The 22,825-nt window shown below is 62.3% G+C and carries 22 protein-coding genes and 1 pseudogene; 12 read left to right on the top strand and 11 right to left on the bottom strand.

Annotation, left to right across the window (positions count from 1 at the left end; all coding sequences use genetic code 11):
• The first annotated feature begins 21 nt into the window (after positions 1-21).
• Both ppk2 and BB934_RS24485 read left to right on the top strand, forming a co-directional pair.
• Positions 22-861 carry a polyphosphate kinase 2 gene (gene ppk2 / locus BB934_RS24490; RefSeq protein WP_099512015.1) on the top strand — a complete coding sequence of 280 codons (840 nt, stop codon included), beginning with the start codon at positions 22-24 and terminating at the stop codon, positions 859-861.
• Positions 862-942: 81 nt separating this feature from the next.
• A complete protein-coding gene (locus tag BB934_RS24485; RefSeq protein ID WP_099513196.1) occupies positions 943-2,700 on the top strand; it encodes a SulP family inorganic anion transporter in 1,758 nt (585 codons plus the stop codon).
• 25 nt (positions 2,701-2,725) lie between these two features.
• Here the strand turns inward: BB934_RS24485 and BB934_RS24480 are convergent, their stop codons facing one another.
• The 5 genes from BB934_RS24480 to BB934_RS24460 form a co-directional block, all read right to left on the bottom strand.
• On the bottom strand, positions 2,726-3,838 hold the full coding sequence (locus tag BB934_RS24480; RefSeq protein ID WP_099512014.1) for a DUF2279 domain-containing protein: 1,113 nt from the start codon (positions 3,836-3,838) through the stop codon (positions 2,726-2,728).
• A 168-nt stretch (positions 3,839-4,006) separates the two neighbouring features.
• On the bottom strand, positions 4,007-5,113 hold the full coding sequence (locus BB934_RS24475; protein WP_237050084.1) for an AI-2E family transporter: 1,107 nt from the start codon (positions 5,111-5,113) through the stop codon (positions 4,007-4,009).
• Between the two features lie 132 nt (positions 5,114-5,245).
• Positions 5,246-5,503 carry a hypothetical protein gene (locus BB934_RS24470; protein WP_099512012.1) on the bottom strand — a complete coding sequence of 86 codons (258 nt, stop codon included), beginning with the start codon at positions 5,501-5,503 and terminating at the stop codon, positions 5,246-5,248.
• An 872-nt stretch (positions 5,504-6,375) separates the two neighbouring features.
• Positions 6,376-6,606 carry a hypothetical protein gene (locus tag BB934_RS47320; protein ID WP_157934301.1) on the bottom strand — a complete coding sequence of 77 codons (231 nt, stop codon included), beginning with the start codon at positions 6,604-6,606 and terminating at the stop codon, positions 6,376-6,378.
• 218 nt (positions 6,607-6,824) lie between these two features.
• Complete coding sequence (locus BB934_RS24460) at positions 6,825-7,814, bottom strand: 2-hydroxyacid dehydrogenase (protein WP_099512010.1); 990 nt, start codon at positions 7,812-7,814, stop codon at positions 6,825-6,827.
• 548 nt (positions 7,815-8,362) lie between these two features.
• Between BB934_RS24460 and BB934_RS47315 the strand changes: the two genes are divergently transcribed.
• Together BB934_RS47315 and BB934_RS47310 are read left to right on the top strand one after the other, a co-directional pair.
• Positions 8,363-8,506 carry a hypothetical protein gene (locus BB934_RS47315; RefSeq protein WP_157934300.1) on the top strand — a complete coding sequence of 48 codons (144 nt, stop codon included), beginning with the start codon at positions 8,363-8,365 and terminating at the stop codon, positions 8,504-8,506.
• Positions 8,507-8,611: 105 nt separating this feature from the next.
• A complete protein-coding gene (locus BB934_RS47310) occupies positions 8,612-8,788 on the top strand; it encodes a hypothetical protein (protein WP_157934299.1) in 177 nt (58 codons plus the stop codon).
• 109 nt (positions 8,789-8,897) lie between these two features.
• Here the strand turns inward: BB934_RS47310 and BB934_RS24455 are convergent, their stop codons facing one another.
• Positions 8,898-10,001, bottom strand: coding sequence for an AraC family transcriptional regulator (locus tag BB934_RS24455; protein WP_237050083.1), 1,104 nt, complete (start codon positions 9,999-10,001; stop codon positions 8,898-8,900).
• 545 nt (positions 10,002-10,546) lie between these two features.
• Here BB934_RS24455 and BB934_RS24450 point away from each other — a divergent pair.
• From BB934_RS24450 to pcaD, 8 genes and pseudogenes are all read left to right on the top strand, one after another.
• Positions 10,547-11,329 (top strand): outer membrane protein, encoded by a 783-nt coding sequence (locus BB934_RS24450; protein ID WP_099512008.1) that lies wholly within the window; start codon positions 10,547-10,549, stop codon positions 11,327-11,329.
• 775 nt (positions 11,330-12,104) lie between these two features.
• A pseudogene (locus BB934_RS47305) lies at positions 12,105-12,335 on the top strand (hypothetical protein); the annotation flags it as partial.
• 30 nt (positions 12,336-12,365) lie between these two features.
• Positions 12,366-13,235, top strand: coding sequence for a hypothetical protein (locus tag BB934_RS24440; RefSeq protein WP_099512007.1), 870 nt, complete (start codon positions 12,366-12,368; stop codon positions 13,233-13,235).
• 603 nt (positions 13,236-13,838) lie between these two features.
• Positions 13,839-14,489 carry a DUF1326 domain-containing protein gene (locus BB934_RS24435; RefSeq protein ID WP_099512006.1) on the top strand — a complete coding sequence of 217 codons (651 nt, stop codon included), beginning with the start codon at positions 13,839-13,841 and terminating at the stop codon, positions 14,487-14,489.
• An 11-nt stretch (positions 14,490-14,500) separates the two neighbouring features.
• A complete protein-coding gene (locus BB934_RS24430; RefSeq protein ID WP_237050082.1) occupies positions 14,501-15,409 on the top strand; it encodes a DUF2182 domain-containing protein in 909 nt (302 codons plus the stop codon).
• A gap of 7 nt (positions 15,410-15,416) precedes the next feature.
• Positions 15,417-16,874, top strand: coding sequence for an adenylate/guanylate cyclase domain-containing protein (locus tag BB934_RS24425; protein ID WP_099512005.1), 1,458 nt, complete (start codon positions 15,417-15,419; stop codon positions 16,872-16,874).
• 77 nt (positions 16,875-16,951) lie between these two features.
• Entirely contained in the window at positions 16,952-17,182 is a 231-nt protein-coding gene (locus BB934_RS24420; protein WP_099512004.1) for a hypothetical protein, read from the top strand.
• A 237-nt stretch (positions 17,183-17,419) separates the two neighbouring features.
• Entirely contained in the window at positions 17,420-18,196 is a 777-nt protein-coding gene (gene pcaD / locus BB934_RS24415; RefSeq protein WP_099512003.1) for a 3-oxoadipate enol-lactonase, read from the top strand.
• Positions 18,197-18,277: 81 nt separating this feature from the next.
• Here pcaD and BB934_RS24410 read toward each other — a convergent pair whose 3' ends face one another.
• From BB934_RS24410 to BB934_RS24390, 5 genes are all read right to left on the bottom strand, one after another.
• Positions 18,278-18,988 carry an ABC transporter ATP-binding protein gene (locus tag BB934_RS24410; protein ID WP_099512002.1) on the bottom strand — a complete coding sequence of 237 codons (711 nt, stop codon included), beginning with the start codon at positions 18,986-18,988 and terminating at the stop codon, positions 18,278-18,280.
• A complete protein-coding gene (locus BB934_RS24405) occupies positions 18,985-19,743 on the bottom strand; it encodes an ABC transporter ATP-binding protein (protein WP_099512001.1) in 759 nt (252 codons plus the stop codon). Before BB934_RS24405 ends, BB934_RS24410 begins: the two co-directional genes overlap by 4 nt.
• Positions 19,740-20,624 carry a branched-chain amino acid ABC transporter permease gene (locus BB934_RS24400; protein WP_099512000.1) on the bottom strand — a complete coding sequence of 295 codons (885 nt, stop codon included), beginning with the start codon at positions 20,622-20,624 and terminating at the stop codon, positions 19,740-19,742. The genes BB934_RS24405 and BB934_RS24400 overlap by 4 nt, the downstream gene beginning before the upstream one ends.
• Positions 20,624-21,487, bottom strand: coding sequence for a branched-chain amino acid ABC transporter permease (locus BB934_RS24395; RefSeq protein WP_099511999.1), 864 nt, complete (start codon positions 21,485-21,487; stop codon positions 20,624-20,626). Before BB934_RS24395 ends, BB934_RS24400 begins: the two co-directional genes overlap by 1 nt.
• Positions 21,488-21,574: 87 nt before the next feature.
• Positions 21,575-22,795: an ABC transporter substrate-binding protein gene (locus BB934_RS24390; protein ID WP_099511998.1), complete on the bottom strand. Its 1,221-nt coding sequence runs from the start codon at positions 22,793-22,795 to the stop codon at positions 21,575-21,577.
• Between the last annotated feature and the right edge of the window lie 30 nt (positions 22,796-22,825).

Below are 22,825 nucleotides of genomic sequence, written 5' to 3'. Positions count from 1 at the left end.
CCAGATCGAAAGGAGCCTGAGATGAGCCAGAAAGATGCCGTGAAAAGGAAAGGACCCGCACTCGAGGAGGCGGACGATATCCCCTCGCCCATGAAGCGGAAGGAATTCGAGAGCGAGCTGAGGAAGCTCCAGGTGAAACTCGTCCGCCTGCAAACCTGGGTCAAAGCGACGGGAGCCCGTGTCATCGTGATCTTCGAGGGCCGCGACACCGCCGGCAAGGGCGGCGTGATCAGCCGGATCACGCAACGGGTAAGTCCCAGAGTGTTTCGGCACATCGCTTTGCCCGCACCGACAGAGCGGGAAAAGAGCCAGCTCTACATCCAGCGATACATGGCACATTTCCCGGCCGCCGGCGAGATCGTGCTGTTCGACCGGTCCTGGTACAACCGGGCCGGCGTGGAACGGGTGATGGGATTCTGCAGCAAGGACGAGTACGAGCGCTTCATGCGTCTCGTACCGTCGATCGAGAGAGAGATCGTCGACAACGGCATTATCCTGCTCAAGTACTTTCTCGATGTCAGCCAGGACGAGCAGCGGCGCCGCTTCGCCGACCGGATCGACGATCCGGTCAAGCACTGGAAGCTCAGCCCGATGGACACCGAGTCGGTGCGTCTCTGGTGGGACTACACGGTCGCATACCAGGACATGTTGCGCGGCACGGACACGCCTGTCAGCCCTTGGTACATCGTACCTTCCGACGACAAGCGCCGGGCGCGCCTCAACCTGATCGCGCACATGCTCAGTAAGATTCCGTACGAGAAGGTCAAGGTCGACCTGCCGCGGGTGCCGAAGGCCGAACCGAAGCCCAAGCGGGTCGAAGAGGGTTTGCCCGCAAACAACGTTGTGCCGGCCCAGTATTGAACGACCGGCGGTCCAATCGGGAGATCTGCGGACGCCACGCGACTGCGCCCGCAGATGGACGGAATGCTCGGGAGGCCGGTGATGACCCTGACCGCACGCGGGAATGACCGCGGGCCGAGTGATCGGGCCGGGTGGTTGCGCTGGATGCCCGGGCTGCGCACCCTCCTCCGGTACGAAGCAGGATGGCTTCGGCACGATCTCGTAGCTGGACTGGTGCTGGCGACGATGCTCGTCCCGGTAGGCATCGCCTACGCCGTGGCATCCGGGCTGCCGGGAATCTACGGCCTCTACGCCACGATCGTCCCGCTTCTGGTCTATGCGGTGTTCGGACCCAGCCGCATCTTCGTTCTCGGCCCGGATTCCGCCCTTGCGGCCGTCATCCTCGGCGTCGTGGTTCCCCTGTCCGGCGGGGACCCGCAGCGTGCCGTACCCCTGGCCGGCATGATGGCTCTCGTGTCGGGCACGGTCTGCATCCTGGCCGGCCTCGCACGCCTTGGCTTCGTGACCGAGCTTCTGTCCAAGCCGATCCGCTACGGCTACATGAACGGAATCGCGTTGACGGTCCTGATCAGTCAGCTCCCCAAGCTTTTCGGCTTTTCGGTTGAGACCACGGGACCGCTGCGGGATCTGTGGGCCATCGGCGAAGCGATTCTGGGCGGCAAGACGAATTGGGTGGCCTTAGCGGTCGGGGCGGGTACGCTGGCGGTAATCCTCCTGCTGAGAGGCAGCAAGCGCGTACCGGGCATCCTGGTCGCGGTGATCGGCGCGGCCGTTCTCGTCGGCACGCTTGACCTCGCGGGGCGCTATGGCGTGGCGATCCTGGGCTCCCTTCCCCAGGGCCTGCCCGGATTCGCAATTCCCTGGATCGCGGCCAGCGACATCATTCCCGTGCTGCTCGGAGGCTGCGCCGTCGCTCTGGTGTCATTCGCCGACACCAGCGTGCTCTCCCGTGCCTATGCCGCACGGACCGGCACCAAGGTCGATCCCAACCAGGAGATGGTGGGGCTGGGAGCGGCCAATCTGGCGACCGGCTTTTTCCAGGGTTTCCCGATCAGCAGCAGCAGTTCACGCACCCCGGTCGCCGAGGCTGCCGGGTCACGCACGCAGCTGACGGGCATCGTCGGCGCCCTCGCCATCGCTGTGTTGCTTTTGGTCGCTCCCAACCTTCTGCGGAACCTGCCAACTCCAGCCCTGGCCGCCGTCGTCATCGCCTCTGCGATCGGATTGTTCGAGGTGGCCGATCTCAAGCGGATCTACCGCATCCAGCGCTGGGAATTCTGGCTGTCGATCGCCTGTTTCGCAGGCGTGGCCGTGCTCGGCGCCATTCCGGGGATCGGCCTGGCGATCGTGATCGCCGTCATCGAGTTCCTGTGGGACGGCTGGCGCCCGTACTCCGCAATCCTCGGCCGTCCGGCCGGCGTCGAGGGCTACCATGACATCACACGATACCCGCAGGCCAATCGGATTCCCGGTCTGGTCCTGTTCCGTTGGGATGCGCCCCTTTTCTTCGCCAATGCCGAGTTGTTCCGGGAACGCGTTCTCGCCGCCGCGGCGGAATCGCCGACCCCGGTCCGGTGCGTGGTGGTCGCAGCGGCTCCGGTCACCAGCGTCGACGTGACCGCGGCCGATGCCCTGACCGAGCTGGACCAGGCCTTGCACGCCATGGGCATCGAGTTTTGCTTCGCCGAGCTCAAGGATCCGGTCAAGGACAAGCTGAAGCGGTTCGGCCTGTTCGCCCAGTTCGGCGAGACACGGTTCTTCCCGACGATAGATGCGGCCGTATCCCATTACCTGGCCACCCATGAAGTCAGCCGCGAAACTCAAATCGGAACGACATGATCCGGCATTCGGCCCGTGCGCCCGGTTACCTGCGGATCGTCGAGAAGCGATGGCCGGCATAGGCCGCCGTGTAAGGCACCTGAAGGTATTCGAACGTCTTCTGGACGGCCCAGGCCGGGAGCGTGTCCTTGTATTTCCGGAAGTTCGGAACGGACCCCGGTCCAAAGAGGACTTCGTTGAGGTTCAGGCCGACCCCGACATAGAACGTCCGCTCGATCGGATAGCCGAGTCTGCGCTCGTCCGGCTCAAAGCCGCGCGCATCGAAGCCGGCGTGCAGTTCGGCGTAACGCAGAGGTGTGTTCTTGAGCGTCTCGAACCCGCTGCCTTTCAAGGCCATGATGTAGCGCTGGCGTTGGTAGGGCGGAAGGATGCCGGATTCCTCCGACGCTGTGATGCCGGGCCGCTCAAAGCTCGCCGGCGTGTACATCAGCCGCCAGTCAAGCTTCTCCCGCAAGCCAGGGATCGAATTCCGCAGGATGGCGAAGGCTGCACCGACACCGTTCGCGACAATGTCCTCGCGCGAGAAGCGATGCTTGCCCGTAAACCCGTCCACGGCCTCGCCCAGCCCCATGATGCCGAAGGCGACGAGCGCGCCCGTGATCGGGGCACCTGCCGGATTGGATGCGTTGGCCCGGATCCGGTCCGTCAGGATGTCGGCGATGACATAGGTCGAGAAGGAGTGGCCGATCTTGTCCATCCCGCCATGCGGCGTGTTCTTCGCGAACCATCCCTCCTCGATGAACTGGAATTCGGAGCCGCCCCAATCCCAGTCCCGGAGCCCGATCGCGACGAGGCCGGCGCCGACGGCGGCGAGTTCCCATCGCACGGAGGAGAGATGATCGCCCAGTTGGCTCAGCGAATAAAACGTCGGAGGGGCCGCGGCCAGATCCTCGTCGCGCGTGCTGGCAGGTGGCGGAGGAGCAGTCCGCGGCACACTCGATCTGCCCTTTTGCGCCTTCCTGGCGCGGGATGCCTCCAACGTCTCGGTCGCCTGCGCAAGAGCCGATGTCGGACCCAGCGCGCCAAACGGGTCGGCCATGGCCGACAGACAGGCGATGAAGGCAAACGACCGCACGGTTCGGTTCACGTCGGGTTTGAGCGGCACCCGGCTCATCCGCCGCGCGGGCATGCCATGCATCAGTCTGTCCCCCTGATGTCCGCGTTATTTGGCTTAGAAGATTGGAGCAAGAAATTTGCTATCGCAACCGCTATGAATACTTTCCGAAATCGCATCTATATTACACGTGAATATATTTGGACCATGATTACGGTAAATCGGGTGGATTCGCTGGAGCGGCAGACGCAATCATGATGCCGGCTCGTCACCGCGATGTCGGCCTTTGACCGGGTGTTGCCGCAGCCATTCCAGCAGCAGCACATAACTGACGGCGAGAATTACAGGCCCGACAAAGAGGCCGACAAGTCCATCGACAATCATGCCGCCGATGACACCCATCAGAATGACGGGCATGGGCACTTCCACCCCGCGGCCGAGCATCAATGGCCTCAGGATATTGTCGCTGAGACCAACGATAACGTTCCAGATCAGAAAGATGACTGCGGCCTGCGTTGATTCAGTGGCGAAGACGTAGCCGACGACAGGCAGCGTCAGCAAAATCAACGGCACCTGCATGATTCCCAGCAGAAGTGCGATAAGCGTCAGAGGGCCGGCGGCCTGAAGGCCGATGGCAAAGAAGCCGGCTCCTAAAAGCGTCGATTGGATCAGCGCCACGCCAATCACCCCCAGTGCCACGCCGCGGATCGTGGCCGTCGTCAGCGTGAGCAGCTGCGCCCCGCGCTCCTTGCTTCCGGTGACGCGTTCCAGCAAGCGTCGCGCGAAGTCGGTGGCGCTTCGGCCATAAACGACGAGCACGGTGGCGATCGCGAATGAAAGAACGAACGATAGTTCGGCGAGGGCCAAGCCGCCGGCGAACGACGCGACCCATGCCAGGGGGCCGCTCATCAGGTGTCCGTATTTCGTGAGGGCCGCGGGAAGGTTGGTGGCGACGAGAGTCCAGATCTCGGTCAGCTTCTTGCCGACCAGCGGCGTGCCATCGAGCCACAGCGGCGGCGGCGGCAATGTCAAATCCTGGCTCTGCACGCTCGATATCAAGGAATAGAGCGAAGTCGCGAGCGACGTCACCACGACAACCATCGGCCCCAATATCACCGCGACGCCGATCAGCCCTATCAGCAATGCCGCCCCCCGATCCCCAAGCCAGGTGGCCAGACGAAGGTGCAGCGGATACAGCATCACTCCGAGGATCGCAGACCAAATCAGGATAAAAGCAAAAGGCAGCACGATCCTGGCGCAGGCGTAAACCAGGATGGCCACCAAGCCGATGCGAAGCGCGGTGTCGATCATGGTCGAGGGCTCGCGCGCGTCGCCGATGGTTGGCGCGTTCAGGTCCACCGATTTTGGCCCTCGCGCCGTTCCACGATATCTTGCACCCGATATGCGCATAGCGGACTCAAACAATCTGAGACGAGTTTGCGGACGATCGGGGAGGCCCGGTCGTCGCGAGACACGTCAGAACAGAGCATCTCAACGCCTGCCCGCGCGGTTGACCGGACCGCCGCGGTTCATCGGTGTTCCCGCCCGTACTCCGACACCTGGTGCTCCGACGCCCGGGGTCGCCACGGCAGCACGCGCGACCGGCCGCGGCCGCAGCACGACACCAGGTCTGACGGCGCAGCCGACAGGATAATTGACATATTGGCAGTAAACCACGGCGCGGGCCTCTTCGGTGCTTGCGGCAACGAACCCGGCCATGAGTGCCGACAACGCGATCAGGAGTTTCATATCCGCCTCCATAGACTGCTCTTCCGTTCAAGAGCGAGAAGACTGCGCAGGCTTTGGCCCCTTGAGGGCCTTGGACCAAAGCCTACTCAGGCAAGCGTCTGCCCTCTTTGATCAATTGACCCTGCGGACCGCGACATTTCCGGCGCATGCAACAGGTATCCGGGTGCCCAACTGCCGATCATACATCGTGCGGCATGGAACCCCGTTGATCATCCGAATCTCTTCAGGACGGGCGTAGGGGAAAAGAGATCCGGGCGTGCCGGAAATGGGAACTCCGGTCGCAGCACTACCGGTTGTGGTCACATCGACCCGGCGGACAGCGACGTCGCCGGCGCATGCGATGGGAACGCGAGTTTTGAACTGCCGATCATACATCGTGCGGCAAGGAACACCGTTGATGACCTGGATTTCGTTAGGAGTTGCATAGGGGAAGGGAGATCCAGGCGTGCCCTGGACAGGAGCGGTTTGCGCTTGCGCACCTCCAAGTCCACTGAGAGCGATGAAGCCTGCACTCGCAACAATGCTTAGCATCCTCATAGATTCCTCCTTACAGCTAACGAATTCCGCGCTCTCGTGATTGACTGCGTCTACACGAGGCGAGACATGATTACCTTCAGTGCAGCAAGATCGGAAGATGCCACGACAGCATCCGATTTTCCCTCGGTAGCCTCACGATCAAGCTTTGGTCAATCTAACCCGGCACAAAGCTCCTGCTTGATCGTACGGGACAAAGTCGTGACAATTTGGGCCAACCCACGCTAATGGTCAGGCTGTTCTGAATTTGGCGCAAGCCGACACCCAACGGCTGACCCTCACGTCGAGCCGTTTCGCTGAATGCCGTATGGAACGCTCTTTACGGAGAGCCTTCTCGCTCAGTTACGGCGCTCCTCACGCCGCTCCGTGCGTCCGGTGCGCCGATCCTGACGCCGGACGTGCCGACCTGTACGCCGTTCTCCGCGCCGCTCCATGCCGGAGGTCTGAGCCTCAGCATTTGACGCAGTCAATACCGCAGCAGGCGCTGCGAGGCCGAGGGCGGCCGCCCACCCCACGAGAGTAAGAACACTTCGACGGGAGATTACTTTTGAGTTGACGATTTCGCTCATGTCAGAACTCCTCGAGAGAGTGATGAGCCGTCCTTGCGTGTGCATCAAATCGCACCAGGCCAACAAGTTATACCACGACGGTCCACCTGCGACCATGGCCCGAGGAGCCCAGAGGGTTGCTCAGCAACCTCTACATGAAAACCCTCGGGGGCTTCCTCGTGGAGAACGAAATGCCAAAAATGGCATCATTCCTTAACGCCGGCCGAGGACTTGAAAGGTCACAGCTTGATTTCGTTCGCGAGGGGTCGGCCCGCCGCGAAGTCCGAGATGCTGGCAAGGGTCGTCTCAAGGATCGTGCTCAGTGCTTCGCGCGTGAGGAACGCCTGATGTCCGGTGACAATCGCATTCGGGAACGACACGAGGCGCTGAATCACATCATCCGGGATAACGGTGCTCGACAGGTCCCTGAAGAAGAGGCCAGCTTCCTGCTCATAGACATCGATGGCGATGCCGCCAAGCTGACCGGACTTGAGCGCCTCGATCGCCGCCTCTGTGTCGACAAGGCCGCCGCGGCTCGTGTTGATCAGCAGCGCGCCCCTCTTCATGCGGGCGAGCGCTTGTGCGTTGACGATATGGTAGGTGTCGGGCGTCAGCGGACAATGGAGGGAGACGACGTCTGCATCCTCAATCCCGCTCGCATCCACATATCGGCCGCCGATCGCTTCGAACTCCGGTGAACGATGGACATCAAAGCCGATCAGATTGCATCCGAAGCCGGCCATGATCCGGGCGAAGATCCTGCCGATCTTGCCAGTACCGATCACCGCCACGGTCCGATTGACGAGGTCGAAGCCCATCAGGCCATCGAGTGAGAAATTGCCCTCCCGGGTCCGATTGTAGGCTCGCGGGATCTTGCGGTTGAGCGCGAGAAGCAGACCGACCGCAAACTCGGCTATCGAATTTGGGGAATAATCGGTAACGCGAACGACCTTGATGCCGAGTTGTCCCGCCGCCTGCAGGTCGATCTGATTGAAGCCGGTGGAGCGCGTCGCAACGAGTTTCGTCCCACCCGCGGCGAGGTGTTTCAGCACACCGGCATCGACGATGTCGTTGACGAAGACACTGACAGCCGGAAATCCAGCCGCAAGGGAGACCGTCTCCGGTCCAAGCAGCGTATCGAAGAAGACGAGATCATGCCCATGATGAAGGTTCGCTTCATCCAGCAGCACGCGTTCGTAACGCTGGACACTGAACATCGCGATCCGCATGTGCCTACTCCCTGACCGGCCATCCCTCAAGGCGGCCCTCTTCTCGTCTTTGCCCCTATCATCGAACCTGAGGTTCATACTGTCGGCAAGATACCGGCGATGGGCAAGGGATGTCGAGCCACGCGGCGAGCCGGCCTCGGAGCTTGAGGATGATGAAGGCCAAGGATGACAGCCCGCCCTCCGTTGCAACCTCTCGCAACTCACCTCAACGGTTGATCTGCGTACGGCGGGGAGGAAACGCAAACCAGGTAGCGGCGCTCGGCTCCATCGGGCTGAACTCTCAACAGCGTGCCCTCTGAAGATGGCCCCAGACCTTCCGCGACACGCGGCGCTCCCGTGGTGGGATCAGCGATCAACGGGTGATCTCGGAAAGCTGGTGAAATCCCTCCGCGAAAAGCCGATTGTCCCGAAGAGTTAAGCGGCTGTCTCGATCGGTCAAGCGCTCCCTCTCCGGAGGAGGCATGATTCACGCTTAGAGGGCACCAGAGGCCTTCGCCAGCGCGCCCCGTTCGGATCTCTCGGACGGGACTCTTTCACGGAGAAGGGTCATGCTCGGGCTGCTCATGATGAGCGTGCCGCTCGGTTTCGCCGTCGGCCTGTCCGCAGTGGCGCTCGTCCGGGCAGAACCCGACGGGTCGGCCGGCGAAAACGAGGAGGATACCTCGGGACAAAGGCGGCGGGATCGTCGATGACGGTCAGCCTGCCACACTCACTGGCCTGGCGCTTCGGTCAGGTTACGGCCGACGGACATCTGGGCAAGAAGTTCGGGTGACCCATCAGCAGATCAAGGAGGTTCCATGAAGTTGATCATCGTCGCACTTGCGGCCAGCGCTGTCCTGACGGGCTGCGTCTCCGGGTCGGAGTCCCAGGCCCACCCGCCGAACTACGTCTCGTCTCAAGCCTATCAGGCACCCGCGATCCGCAACGACACTTTCGGAGGAGCGGCGATGACCATGCGCGGGCTTCCGCGTTAGCGCATCGTGCGGACCCAGAGGGCCACGGCACTCCTGCGCCGCAGGTCCGGGCGAAGTCCCATGCATGCCCGACGCGGACAATCTTTTCACCGTTTAGGCTGCCTGAACGTCACTCATGATGGCCTTCGGTCCGCCAGGCGGTCGGCGTCTGGCCCGACCAGCGCCGGAAGGCGCGGGTGAAGGCGCTCGCTTCGGAATAGCCGAGGGCGGCTGCGATCTGAGCAAACGGGACCTGGGTGTCCGTCAGCAGTTGCCGCGCAATCTCGAACCGGATCTCGTTCGTGATCGCCCTGTAGCCTATGCCGCTGCCTTTCAGGCGGCGGCTCAGCGTGCGCCGGTGCATCGTGAGCAAATGGGCGATGTCATCGGCCGAGCAATGATTGCTCGTCAGCCGCGTGCGCAGCAACCGCCGAATGTCGTCCGAGAATTCGGAACCTTGCGCGCTCTTCAGCTGCTGAATCCGCTCCTGCAGCAGCGCACGCATCATGGGATCGGCCCGGGCAACCCGGATGTCCAGGTCGCGGGCCGGCAGGACGATGGCGGCAATCTCCTGGTTGAACCGCACCGGGGCACGGAAGTGGCGCCGGTAAGGCTCGGCATCCGGAGGAGCGACCCGGAGCAACAAAACCTCGGTCGGGTTCCAGCTCGATCCACACAAAGTCCGCAGGATGTTGACTGTCACGCCCAGGGCCGCATCGAGGATTTGCGTCCCGCTCCCACTATCCGCCTGGTAGGCCGCAAACGTGAGCAAGGCTGTGCCGTCACGGCTCGTCAGCGCAGGGACGACCGCCCGATCCTGAGTACTCAGGTTCGAGACGAGCGCACGCAAGGCATCGCCGACGGTGTGCGAGTGCTGCATCAGGCGCCCGACAAGGCCCAGCGACAGGATGCTCGCCCGCTGGCCGACCAGGAGCCCGAAATGCACGCAGGCCGTGCGGGTCACGCATAGGGTGTATAGCCGGCCCAGAGCGGCGAATGGGATCACGCTCATCGCATCGTCGAACAGGCGTGGATCGAGTCCGGCCTCCCGGATGACCGGCTCGGGATCGACGCCGAATCCGCGGAGCGTCGGCACGATTTCCTTGGCGACACCGAGGTGAATGTAGCCCGGCGGCACCGTTCGCCCGATTGCTGCCGGGACAGTCTGGGGCAACTGGCTTGGTGACCGGCTGTCGCCTGCCGTCAGACATTCGGTGCCATCAACTTGCCTCACGAGAACCTCATGCAGTCGATCGGATACCTCTATGCAATCAACCTGAGATGCTCCCCGCATCTTCAGTCACGCCTTCGCGCCTGGGACGATCGCTGCGTCACCTCCTATCCGGGCAGGATACCCGGAATCGGATCACGGCGCGGATTGGGAGGGACACGTTGTCCTCGTCCTCAAGTGTCAACCATAATATGAAGGCCGGCAAGCAGCGCAATCAGGTAGAATCCTAGATCAAGTCAGATAAAACCCTTAGCGACGACTGGGTGATATTTAAGCATGGCATATTCGAAACAAAAAACCCTGCCCTCTTGGAGGACAGGGTTAGTTCTCCTCGCCTTCGGAGGTCTCCGAAAACGGAAATAGTAGGACATGCAACTGTGATTGAGTCAAACCAATCCGCATATTCGTTACGTCATAGGCATGTATTCAGAACATAATTACCAAACGAATTGGCAAATTGTATTCTGGTGTTGCCTTTAAGCCATAGCCAGAACGCGCAACTGCTTCATACTTGACCGTGCGACTCCTCGCACAAGGGATGGAAGCCTATGAGAACACGGATTCTTGGCCTCTTGGCCGCAACGGCGCTGACAACCGCCGGACTGTCTGCCGCCACTGCAGCAGATCTTCCTCAGGCGCCGCCTCCGGCACCGATCATTGCGGCTCCGATCTTCACCTGGACCGGCTTCTATGTCGGCGGCAACCTCGGCTGGGGCTGGCGCGACAGCAACAACGACCCGGTGATCCTGACGGGGCCCGGCGTTCCGGGCGGCCTGGAGGGCGGCACGCTCCTCTTCGGCAACAGCAACGACGCCACCTTCACCGGCGGTGGCCAGATCGGCTACAACTACCAGATCGGCTCGTGGGTGATCGGTGCCGAGGCCGACATCCAGGGGATCAATAACGACAACAACTCCAATGTGGTGTTCATCCCCGGTCCGGGCTTTGCTGGCGGGGACTTTGTGCCCGGCGAGTTCGAGAACGGTGCGGATTGGTGGGGCTCGGTGCGCCTGCGCGCCGGTGTCGCCTTCGACCGCGTCCTGGTCTACGCCACCGGTGGTCTGGCCTACACGGAGGACAACACCGGCTGGGCGCTCGGCGGTGGTGTCGAGTGGGCCATGCCGGTGAACTGGTTCGGCTCCTCGGCGGTCACCCTCGGCCTCGAGGGTCTGTGGGTCAGCATCGATCAAGACGACGACAGCACTCGCCCCACCGGGACCTTTACTCCGGTTGGCGGAGCGCCGGTCAATGTGTTCCTGCCGCGGAGCAATGACGAGCAGGACTTCTTCGTCGCGCGCGCCAAGCTGAACTTCAAGTTCGGCACCTACTGAGCACCCACGACACAACACAAGGAAAAGGCCCGGAGAGATCCGGGCCTTTTTTATGCCCTGTCAGACAAAGGCGATGTCACGGATGGGGCGACCGTTCCAACGGGACCGACGCGAGCCGCCATCGACGCGCTGCTGATACACTCGGATAGCTCACAGGAGCGGCCCTTGATCAGGTCTCTCGGGCCGTCTCTCGAATGCGTGTCACCACAAGCCGCCTTTCAACTGCCCTGTCCACGCCTCCAGGCCCTGGATGCTGCCAGCATGCCGTTAGCGTGAGCCCGCCTTGGGAGAACAGCTATAGGCGACGGTGATCGAGTTCGCGAGAAGGACATTCTGGTGCGCCTGTGCCGCCGCTTCGCAAGCCTGCGGGGTTTCATACTCAGCGACAACGGTATGATTCTGTCCGGTCAACAGTGTCATCAACAATACTGTTACTGTCATACTCTATGCCCTCCCCGGCTGTCCAAAAAAGCTCTTCCCAGGAAGTCGATGCATGCGGATGGTTTCCCAGAGATCACCCGGAGTCAGGTGATCAGCGCGTGTCGTTTGCCCATGCAGCGCATCTTCCGAAGAAGCACAAGCGGGCCATTGTGATCCCGCCTGCCGAACATGCTTGATCGGTTGGGCCAAGGACTTGCCACTTTTGACAAAAGGTTTGTGCGCGGCTGTCTCAAAAGGAAAAGCCGCTGGCTCAGCCGGTCAAGCAGTTCCGGTCGGCGGGTCTATGATGAGAGGCGACCCAAGCCCGTCACCACGAGCCAATGGAGAATGCGCGATGCGTCGTCTACCGCTGAAACTGGCCGTGACAGGCGGCGTGGCTGCCTTTCTCGTCGCTCTTCCGGTGTCGCTCGATGTGAGCCGGTCGAATGCAACGGCTCCCGGTCACGAGAGCACCATCAGTGTCGGACTCAAATGCGACACCGCTCAGGCCGTCGTCGGCCGGCCGGGGACGCCAGGCAGCGTGGCAGGCGTGGCCCGGCGGTCGTCGCGCCGCGCGGTTCGGCGTCACTACTAAACCTCAGGAAGGGAGGCGGCGATGACCCGCTTCACCGCAAAGGGCCTCGGGCTTTGCGGGTGTCTGCTGATAATCCTTGGCGCCGTTCCGGTTAAGGCGGCTCCTTTCTTCGTCACGGTCTACGGCAGGACCTACAAGGTCGATCCGCGAATTCCATCCGATACGCTGGAGGGCCCGAAGCCGCAGGAGGCCTTGCAGGCCCTGCCCTCCGACATCGCCAGAGGTCCCGGCTTCAAGCCGTCGCACGAGCAGGTTCTGGACGAAGTTGAGGAAAGGACATGGATCGCGCGCATCCAGCTTGCCGACGAACTGGCGGAGAGTTCCTTCTCCCGCGAGGGACGGTATGCCGGAGCCGACTTGGCGGAGGCCGAGCCGGAGATCACGGGATCCCTCGCAAACGGAGCGGCACAGGCCCGTGAGCCGGAATTGCAGACGCTCTATGATCGTTACACGGCCTTGAATCTCCTCGTGCGGGAACTGCGGCGCTCGATGGACCTGCCGGTAAAGACCCCGGAGGCAGGGTTCTCCCGGCCGAAGCTGTCGCCCGAGATCGAGACCAGCTATCGGGATCTGAAGCTCGATCCCCTGGCAGCCTATTACAGTTTCAGGCGTGTCAAGGCAGCGTTCCGGTCAGGCGATATCCAACTCCTCGCCCGGGTCACCCACTACCCTTTGTCGATCACACGCAAGGCCAAGCGGATGATCCGCAACCGTGAGCAGCTTGTCGCGGCAAAGGAAACGGTCTTGAGCCCACGCCTTCGGGAGGTGGTCGCGGGTTCAAGCTTCGAGACGGTTTTCGTCCGGGACAGAGGGATGATGCTCGGTGACGGGGCGGTCTGGATCACCCCCGGCAAGACGGGCTTCGCCCTGGGCGCGATCACCCTCGATTGAACGCCGCGGCAGGTGCGGGAAGCGGCAGCTTGCGGTGATGTGTCATCGATCGAGATAGCGCCTCAAGGTATCGCGCTCGGTGCAACGGATGTGAAAGGGCATGATGGCATAGGCCATGGTCACGACAGACAGGCCGAAGGCGAGCGAGACGCCGAGCAGCCCGACGCCAGCGGCACCTTAAGTTCCTGCACGAGCAGAGCGCATCTGTCCGGGACGTGAGCGACATCAAACGTGTGCTCGCCGACCGGTCTGTGCCAATTTGCAAGATCCCGACGGTCCATCGCAGCGGCACAACCTTCGGCTTAGTGATTTCTGAGCTCAAGCCGCCACGTTCCGCTCACTTCCGTCTCGGTCTCCCGACGTCCAATCAGTGGGAGCAGCCACAGTGGAATTCGGCCCTCTGGGCAACTGTCCGGTGAACCGGCCTGACGGAAGGGCGGTTGCGGGTTTGGTCACCATTGTTGGATTTGCCGGATGGTAGTATTTTGAAGTGCCCCGATCCGGCTGTGACAGCGCGTAATGGCTCGCGGTTTCGTTGGTGCCGAGCGGTACGCCCATCGCCGCAGATCAGAGTGACCCCGCATCCTTACGGAGGGCCATCCAATGGCAACGGTCCCTGAGTGGCGTCTCGCCGGCGACTGGTTCGACATTTGCAGCTGCGATATCCCCTGCCCCTGTGAGTTCGCCCAAGCCCCGACGAACAACGCCTGCCAGGGCATGCTGGCGTGGCATGTTCGGCACGGTCATTTTGGCGAGGTCCAGCTGGATGATCTGAATCTGCTCGCCCTTGCTGCCTTTGAGGGCAACGTATGGGCTGGCGAAGCGGCGGTCGCGATGGGCCTCTTCATCGATGAAAGTGCCGACGGGCAGCAGCGCGACGCCCTGCAGAGGATATTCGCCGGTGAGGCCGGCGGGTGGCCCGCCCAGTTTGCCGCTCTGGTCGGAGAATTCCGGGGGATCGAATTCGTCCCCATCACCTTTGAAGTCGCGGACGACCTTGCATACTGGCGGGCCGAGATCCCAAACCGGGTCGTCGGGCGAGCGGAGGCCCTGACCGGGCCGACGACACCGCCGGGTCAGCGGGTCCAGATGCTCAATCCGCCGGGATCCGAGGTTGGCCCCGGACAAGTCGCCACCTGGGGCCGCTCCGTCGACGTGCGCACGGAGGGATTTGGCTTCCAATGGTCGGGCGAGAGCCGGTCGAGCAAGCACATCCCGTTTGACTGGGCCGGACCGGACCCTGTCTCACCTTGAGAGGTGTGCCGTTGCGTGAGTCGACTTCGAACAGAACCGGCCACCTTGCGAGGCCGCACCCGGCGTTTTCTCCGGCACGGGCGCGGCTGTCTCTCCTGCTGTCGCTTGGCGTCCTGACGGCAGGAGCCTGGGCGCTGACTCTGCACCAAGCCATCGTGGTGGCCGAGCCGATGGGGATCACGGCACCTGGCGGCTCGGCCATGGATGGCATGAGCATGGACAGCATGAGCGGGATGGCGATGACGGGCATGCCAGTAGTCGGCTGGTCGCTGCAGGAAGCGGTTGCGTTTGTGGCAATGTGGACCGTGATGATGGCGGCGATGATGCTGCCCGCCATGACGCCGATGGTCCTGACCTTCGCGGCCGCTCAGGCGCGACGAACACGGACGATGGCCATCCCGACCTGGATCTTCGTTGCCGGATACCTGCTGGTCTGGCTGGCTGCGGGCCTGCTCGTCTACATCCTTGTCCAAGCCGGCAGCTTGGTTGCCGCCCACCTGACCAGCGCCGAACGGGAGCGCTGGGCGCCTGTCGCCCTCGGGGCCGTTCTGGTCGGCGCCGGGCTGTATCAGTTCACGTCGCTCAAGCGCACGTGCCTTGCCCATTGTCGCTCCCCCTTGGCCTTTGTGGCTCTGCACTGGCGCGATGGTCGCACCGGCGCTCTCCGGATGGGTCTTCGCCACGGAGTGTATTGTCTCGGCTGTTGTTGGGCGCTGTTTGCCGTGCTGGTTGCAGCCGGCGTGATGAGCGTGGCCTGGATGCTGCTGCTGACGCTTGTGATCGCCATCGAGAAGCTGCTGCCGCTGGGCCAGCGGGCATCGGCGGGCATCGGCGTTGGTCTGATCGTCCTCGGGGTGGCTGTCGCCAGCGGTTCCGCTTTGATGCTCTGGCTTGCTGCGGGCGACGGCGGGCCAGGATAGGTGCCCCATGGAAGTGGTGGTTAACGAAAAGATCCTGGACGAGCGGCTCGCTGCCCTGGAGGGGGCCCGCGCCTGGAGCCCGCGCGTGATCTCCAAGCTGGAGAGCCACATCCGGACAGCCGACGACGTTGCACTGTTTCGCATCAACCCGATCCGGTTCGCCGCCGAGAAAAACATCGCCGAGGCCGAGACCATCGATCTGTTCCTGCACGGAGCGTTTCTGGGCCTGTTCGAGATGGATTGGCTTCTGCTCTGCTCGGCCTGTTCCTGCGTGGTCGAGAGCTTTGGCAGCCTCAAGGGGGTGCGCAATCAGTTCCACTGTGCCATGTGCCGGACCGATCTAGAGGCAGCGCTCGACGACTACATTGCGGTCGCCTTCACGGTCTCGCCGCAGATCAGGTCGATCACATTCCACAGGCCCACGACCCTTTCGGCTCAGGACTTTGCCTTCGCCTACAAGCTGACGGACGAGGGACTGCTGCCCGACGGAACACCATTTGTCCAGATGCTCAGGTCCTGGACCTCCACCGTCAGCTACCTGCCGACAGGAATGACCCAGCTCGAGGTCGACGCCAAAGAAGGACTCCTGCATGCCTGGGGACCCGACACGGATGCCGGTTTTGACTTCCGGGTTGAAGGCGAACCGGCCACATCACCCCAAACCGTCCGCATCCGCTACCTGGGTAACCGCTGCGAGCCAGCTGCGGGCACCGTGGCACCAGGCCGGATTGTGTTTGAGATCGAGAACGACACAGGTCAGCAAGGGTTTCTCGGCATCTCCGCCGTCCCTGCCAAGGACCTGCCGATCCTGGAAATCTCTGAACTCGACTTCGTGTCTTACCTGTCAGGCAGCCGCCTGCTTGCGACCCAGACCTTTCGGGACCTGTTCCGCTCGGAAACGATCCGGGCGGTCGAGGGGATCGGCGTCCGGGACATCACGTTGCTCTTCACCGACCTGAAAGGCTCGACCGACCTCTATGATCGGATCGGCGATCTCAACGCCCTGTCGCTAGTCCAGCAGCACTTCGAGCGATTGCGAGATGTCACCGTCCGGCATGGTGGTGCGATTATCAAGACTATCGGCGATGCTGTCATGGCGGCTTTCGTCGAGCCGGCGGATGCCGTCCGGGCTGCACTAGCGATGCTGCAAGACATGGAAGCGTTCAATAGCCGCTTGCCGAGCCGGGAGGTCATTCTCAAGGTCGGCATTCACAGGGGGGCGGCCATCGCGGTTACGCTGAACGAGCGCCTCGACTACTTCGGTCAAACGGTCAACATCGCAGCCCGCGTTCAGAGCCTATCGGACGCAAAGGAGATCTGTCTGACGAGCGACGTTCTGAGCGCATCGGGCGTCAAAGACATTTTGGCGCCCTTTGCCATGGAGCAAGAGATGGCCCAACTGAAGGGGGTACATCAGCAGATGCCAGTCTTCCGGATCCGTTCCACAAATTCTCCGGCTGTGTAAACGTCTGCTCTTCGCCGCTTCGCGGACATACGCTACTTCCGAGGAGTGCCGATTGCGGTCATTCCCTGATTTGAAAGTTGGCAGATCTGTCTGACGGCAGCAGTAACCTGGAGCACAATGGCAGGTTCACGGCCGAGGCAAAGGCTCATGCCGCCAATGCCGCAAAACTCGGCCCGCTCTTGCCAGAGTTTGCAGAGGGTCTGGCGCAAGTCATCATCGTCGGCAGGATTACGACAGGGGAAACGGCACGCGTGGAAGTGCTGCAGCATTGTGTGGCAATCGCCGAATCTGGCGTGCCGCAGGCGTAAAATGCCACCGGTCTGAGTTCTTAGTAGCATCACGCTTTGCACGTTGCTTCGCCATGTGAGACGACCATACCAGAGTGAATCTTGGCTGGGCGGGTCGATGCATGTACGCTTAACTGGGGCGAGCCCAACCATTCGGGCCTTGAACTGGACGCTGCCGAGCCAGCATATGCTGGCTAGCGACCCAATGCCCTCGTCTCACTCGTGACCCACCAAGCGCAAACCAAGGGAGATGCGATCATGCCAGTCATCCGCGTGAATGGGGATGATTTCTTCGTGAAACTTGATGGACCTGCGACCGCACCGGTTCTTCTTCTGTCAAATTCACTCAGCTCCGACCTCTCCATGTGGGACGATCAGGTCCCGGTCTGGGCCCAGCGATTTCGGGTGGTCCGCTATGATCAGCGCGGCCACGGCAGCACTGTCGTCTCGGCAGAACCGTATTCCATGGATCAGCTCGGCCGCGACGCCGTCGGCGTCATGGATGCGCTCGGGATCAAGACGGCGCACTGGTGCGGGCTGTCGCTCGGCGGCATGGTTGGAATGTGGATGCTGACGCATGCTCCAGAGCGCATCGACAAAGCGGTGCTCGCCAACACGGCCGCCTATATGGGACCGGTCGAACTTTGGAACGGGCGTATTGAAACAGCACGGCGAGGTGGAATGAGGGCGCTCGTCGAGCCGACTATCGAACGCTGGTTTCCTGAGCATTTCCGACAAGCTGCGCCTGCCACCATGGATCGAATGCGCGCTATGATCCTGCGGACCCCGATTGAGGGTTATACGGGATGTTGCGCAGCCATCCGCGACATGGATCAACGGACGGCAATCCGCAGCATCACCAACTCGGTTCTGGTTATCATCGGCTCGCGTGATCCAGCAACAAAACCGGCTGACGGTGAGTTGATCGTATCATCGATCGGGAATGCCAAGACGGTAATCTTCGATGCGGCTCACATCTCGAATATTGAGCAGCCAAAAGCCTTTGCCTCGACCGTAATTGAGTTCCTGGCTTGACAACTACGGCGCGACAGGGAGGGCATACGGTCCGATGCGTTACCGCGATCCGTGACGCAGCGGCCTAGCCGGTCCTGCTCTTCACCCATGTGTAGCTCGCCCCAGATAGAGCTCGGCTGCTCGGTCATCTGCCAGCAAACTCGCCGCCTTGCCGGCAAGGGCAACCTGTCCTCCATCCAAGATGCAGCCTCGGTCTGAAATCGCAAGCGACTGGCGGGCCCGCTGCTCGACCACGAGCACCGAAACCCCGAGGTTTGGCAGCCGGTGGATCAGCTCGAAGGCGTCCGCGACCTTCGCCGGCGCAAGAGCCGCCGTGGGTTCGTCGAGGATCATCAGGCGGGGGCGCGTCATCAGCGCGCGTGCAAACGCAAGCTGCTGACGTTCGCCGCCGGAGAGACTGCCCGCCCGCGTCCGCTTGCGCTCACGCAGGAGCGGAAACACCTCAAACAATTCAGCAATTCGCTTGCCTTGATCCTTTACCCCGACGACGACCTGCAGGTTCTCAAGGATGCTCAGGGATCCGAACACGTTGGCCACCTGGGGCACATAGCCAATGCCGCGGGCGATGCGAGCCTCGGTCGGAAGCGGCGCCAAGTCCGCGCCCTCAAAAACGATTCGACCCTGCACGCGGGGCAAAAGCCCGACAATAGCCTTTGCGAGCGTCGATTTTCCGGCGCCGTTCGTCCCGGCGACTGTCAGGATCTCTCCTTTTTGCAGCGAGAGCGAAATGCCGTTGAGGATATCCACTTCGGCATACCCGCCACGAACCTCATCGATTTCCAGCAGCGTCACGAGACACCTCCCAGATACGCTTCCCGGACGAGCGGATCGTCGAGCACCGCCTGCGGCGCACCCTGCGCAAGGACCTTGCCCCGATCCATGACCGCGAGCTCTGGCACGAGCCTGGTCAGCGCCTCCAGGTCGTGCTCGATGATGACAAAGCCAATTCCGCGCGTGTTGAGTTCGGCAATCCGCTCCATGATTTCGCCGATCAGCACCGGGTTCACACCGGCGAAGGGTTCGTCCAGCAGGATCAGGCGCGGCTCGACCATCAGCGCCCGGCCGAGTTCCAGCAGCTTCTTCTGACCTCCCGATAGCTTTCCGGAGGGCTGATCCGCCACCGCGCTCAGTTTAAGAAAGCGGATCGTCTCATTGACACGCTCAGCGATCGCCCCCTCCTCCTCACGCACCCGGCCCGGACGAAAGAAGAGGCCCAACAGGCTTTCCCCCGTCTGCTTCGGAGCAGCCGCCATCAGGTTCTCACGAACCGTCAGGTGCCGGAACTCGCGTGGCACCTGGAATGTCCGGACCATCCCGGCACGGGCCCGCGCTGGAGGCGACAGGCTGTCGAGGGACTGTCCGTCCAACCGGATCTGTCCCTCATCGGCGCGAGCGAAACCCGACACGACAGAGAACAGGGTCGATTTCCCAGCCCCGTTGGGACCAATGATGCCGAACAGACTGCCGGTCTCGATGGTCAGGCGGACGCCATCGAGGGCGCGGAAGCCTCCAAAGGCTTTGCTGATGTCATGGATCTCAAGGCTCATCGCTTCGTATAATCCCCCATGAGACCCTGCGGGCGATACATGATGAACAACACCAAAAGCAGACCGACCGCCCCGATGCGCACCGAGGCCATATCGACTTCGGAAACTCCGGGAACGATGTCGCGCAGGAAGCGCGATCCCTCCAGGAAAAGCATCAGGATGGCGGTGCCTACGATCGCACCGGAAACACGCCCGACGCCGCCCATGATGATCGCCATCCAGACGTAGAATGTCACAAGCGGGATGAACTGATCCGGGACGATGTAGGTGATGTAATGGGCGTAGAATGCGCCCGCGATCCCGGCAAGCGCGGCACCGACCACAAGCACCTGGATCTTGAACCGGGCCGGATCCTTTCCGAGTGCCTGCACGGCCTCCTCGTTGTCGCGAATGGCTTCGATGAGGCGCCCGAACGGAGAGCCCGCGATGCGACGGATTATCCACACGCCTACGAGGGTTACGGCCAAGACCGTGACCAAGACGGCCAATTGAGCAACGGATCCCCCCAGGCTGTCATAGAGCCGCGGGATGCCGGGGACGCCCTGGACACCGTTTGTCAGCCACCTCTCGCTCGTTATGACGATCCTGACCACTTCGGAGAACCCGAGCGTGACGATCGCGAAATAATCGTCCCGCAGCCGAAGCGACACGAGGCCGATCGGCCAGGCGGCGAGACCGGCCAGGGCGGCAGCGGCCGCAAAACTGAAAACCAACGGCACGCCTTTCAGGGCCAGCAGAGCACTGGTATATGCCCCGATCGCAAAGAAGCCGACGTGCCCGAAGTTGATCAAGCCTGTCAGGCCATACTGCAGCGTCAGGCCCAGGCTCAGGATCACATAGATGAGGGCAATGATGCCGATCGCGATGAAGTAGGCTTCCATCAGCGTGCTCCTTCCAGTCGGCCGAACAGGCCCCGCGGCCGTACGAGAAGCACGGCCAGCATGATGATGAAGGCCACGGCGATCTTGTAGGTGAAGCCGACGAGCGGGGTTGAAACCTCCTGCACCACGCCCAGGATCAGGCCGGCAACAACGGCGCCGACCGGGGACCCGATGCCGCCTAGGATGGCCGCCGTGAAGGCGGGGAGCAGCATCTCCCAGCCGAATTCCGGAGTGACGATCGTCTTGATTCCCAGCATCATGCCGGCGATACCCGCCACGCTCCCCGCGAGCAGCCAGAGCGCGATCATCACGCGATCCGGCCGAATGCCGGAGACTCGCGCAAGGTCGCGGTTGTCCGCGACGGCCCGCATCTGACGTCCAATGGGCGTCAGGTACAGGATTGCAAAGACGAGCGCGAGAGCCGCCAGAGCCACGAGAGCCAACTGCAGGTCAAGGGGCGTAATCCTGACGCCGCCGAATACATAGGGACGCGACAGCGGAACCTGAAAGACCTGTTGGCTGTGCCCGAAGGCAACGCCCAGGACCGCCCGGATGAAAAAGGCAATGCCGATCGACGCCACCAACAGCGCGACAACAGATCGCTCGGCCAGGCGACGGAACACTGCCAGGTAGGCCAAAAGGGAGACCACGCCGGTCGCGATGATGGCGGCCAAGCCCCCCATCGCGATTGATCCGGTCGCTTTATGGGCGGATAGCGCCGCGTAGGCACCGAAGGTCATGAAGTCGCCGGTGGCTGCATTCGGAAACCGGGCGATTCCGAACACGAGCGTGATCGACAGGGCCGCCAAGCCGATGACGAGGCCCTGGACCAGACCGTTCACAAGGAGCTGGGCATAGAACATGGACAACCTACAAACGGGGGCCTCTCTGCCGAGGGACCCATGGCAGCACCCGGCTCGGTGGACCGAGCCGGGCGTGGGAAGCGGCCGCTAGATCTTGACGACATAGCGGCGGTTGAGCTGACCGCCCTCGATGAAGAAGACGCCGAAGTCGGGCGTCACATCGCCGTACTGGTCGAAATCAAGCACCGAAGAGGCACCTTCGAAGTTGATCTTGCCCTTCTTCAGCGCCTCCTTGGCCTCCACATAGGTATAAACCTGCTGCCCCGCGGGATTGGAAACCTCACGGATCTTGGCGTTGATGGCGGCCGTGTCCGTGCTATTGGCCGCCTCGATCGCCAGCGCCAGGGCGTGCACCATGTCCCAGGTCATGGCCGCATACACGTTCGACTGCCCCGGCTGCCCCGTCGCCTTCCGGTAAGCCTCGTCATAGGCCTTGTAGGACGGAGCATTCTCGTTCGAGACCGAGTCGACCGAGATAATCCCCTCGACGACGTCGGGGCCGACCGCCTTCACGAGGTCGGGGCTGGCGGCCCAACCCGGCATGACCCACTTGACCGGCTCGCCGCTCTGATACCACTCGCGCATGATGATTGTGGTGTCGGCCAGGTACGAGCCCGTGACGATCACATCAGGGTTCGCGGCCAGGACTTTTTGCAGCTCTGAGCGATAGGTCGGCTGGTTTGGCTCGTACACGACGCTTTCGACGACCTTGTGGCCCTTGGCCTCCCAGGCTTTGCGGAAGCCTTCCGTGTTGCCGATTCCGGAAGCATTGTTGAAGGCCATGGTGGCGGGCCGCTTGAACCCTTCCTTTTCGCAGATCTCAGCAAATGCGCGACCGAAGCGGTCGTTGGTTGCTTGGAACCGATAGGACAGTCCCTTGGAATTTGCGGGAGGCACGGAGAGTGCCGGCGCGCCGGACGTGTTCATGAGGATGATGTTGGCGTCATTGGTCAACGGGACCACCGCGAGCGAAACTCCGGACGACCAGGTTCCGAGAACCGCCTGAACCTTGTTGACGTCGATGAGCTTCTTCGCCGCCAGCACTGCAGCCTGAGGGCTCGTCTGGGTATCTTCGGAAACGATCTCGATCTTGCGCCCGGCGGCGCCGCCGGCGGCGTTCACCGCCTCGGCTGCCGCGATGATCATCTTCTGCATACCGGAACCAAACGGGCTGCCGGATCCTGTGACCGGGCAGAGCGCTCCGATCCGGAATGTGCCCTGGCCCTGCGCACGAAGGATGGACGGAGCACCAATCAGCGCCGTAGCGGCGCCGATCGTACCTATGAATTGCCGGCGGGTGTGGGTCATGTGGGTTCCCTTTCTGGTGCTCTAGGTGTG

The sequence above is a fragment of the Microvirga ossetica genome, assembly GCF_002741015.1.
Taxonomy (GTDB): domain Bacteria; phylum Pseudomonadota; class Alphaproteobacteria; order Rhizobiales; family Beijerinckiaceae; genus Microvirga; species Microvirga ossetica.
Note: the sequence above shows the minus strand (reverse complement) of the source record. Positions and strands in the feature narration are given on the sequence as shown.

Excerpts from the sequence above, each read along its gene's own strand:
- BB934_RS24485 (WP_099513196.1), top strand. The coding sequence starts at position 943 with ATGACCCTGACCGCACGCGGGAATGACCGCGGGCCGAGTGATCGGGCC.
- BB934_RS24435 (WP_099512006.1), top strand. The coding sequence starts at position 13,839 with ATGGCAACGGTCCCTGAGTGGCGTCTCGCCGGCGACTGGTTCGACATT.
- BB934_RS24395 (WP_099511999.1), bottom strand. The coding sequence starts at position 21,487 with ATGTTCTATGCCCAGCTCCTTGTGAACGGTCTGGTCCAGGGCCTCGTC.
- BB934_RS24405 (WP_099512001.1), bottom strand. The coding sequence starts at position 19,743 with ATGAGCCTTGAGATCCATGACATCAGCAAAGCCTTTGGAGGCTTCCGC.
- BB934_RS24460 (WP_099512010.1), bottom strand. The coding sequence starts at position 7,814 with ATGCGGATCGCGATGTTCAGTGTCCAGCGTTACGAACGCGTGCTGCTG.
- BB934_RS24450 (WP_099512008.1), top strand. The coding sequence starts at position 10,547 with ATGAGAACACGGATTCTTGGCCTCTTGGCCGCAACGGCGCTGACAACC.
- BB934_RS24470 (WP_099512012.1), bottom strand. The coding sequence starts at position 5,503 with ATGAAACTCCTGATCGCGTTGTCGGCACTCATGGCCGGGTTCGTTGCC.
- BB934_RS47310 (WP_157934299.1), top strand. The coding sequence starts at position 8,612 with ATGAAGTTGATCATCGTCGCACTTGCGGCCAGCGCTGTCCTGACGGGC.
- BB934_RS24480 (WP_099512014.1), bottom strand. The coding sequence starts at position 3,838 with ATGCATGGCATGCCCGCGCGGCGGATGAGCCGGGTGCCGCTCAAACCC.
- BB934_RS24440 (WP_099512007.1), top strand. The coding sequence starts at position 12,366 with ATGACCCGCTTCACCGCAAAGGGCCTCGGGCTTTGCGGGTGTCTGCTG.
- BB934_RS24400 (WP_099512000.1), bottom strand. The coding sequence starts at position 20,624 with ATGGAAGCCTACTTCATCGCGATCGGCATCATTGCCCTCATCTATGTG.
- BB934_RS24390 (WP_099511998.1), bottom strand. The coding sequence starts at position 22,795 with ATGACCCACACCCGCCGGCAATTCATAGGTACGATCGGCGCCGCTACG.
- BB934_RS47315 (WP_157934300.1), top strand. The coding sequence starts at position 8,363 with ATGCTCGGGCTGCTCATGATGAGCGTGCCGCTCGGTTTCGCCGTCGGC.
- pcaD (WP_099512003.1), top strand. The coding sequence starts at position 17,420 with ATGCCAGTCATCCGCGTGAATGGGGATGATTTCTTCGTGAAACTTGAT.
- BB934_RS24425 (WP_099512005.1), top strand. The coding sequence starts at position 15,417 with ATGGAAGTGGTGGTTAACGAAAAGATCCTGGACGAGCGGCTCGCTGCC.
- BB934_RS47320 (WP_157934301.1), bottom strand. The coding sequence starts at position 6,606 with ATGAGCGAAATCGTCAACTCAAAAGTAATCTCCCGTCGAAGTGTTCTT.
- ppk2 (WP_099512015.1), top strand. The coding sequence starts at position 22 with ATGAGCCAGAAAGATGCCGTGAAAAGGAAAGGACCCGCACTCGAGGAG.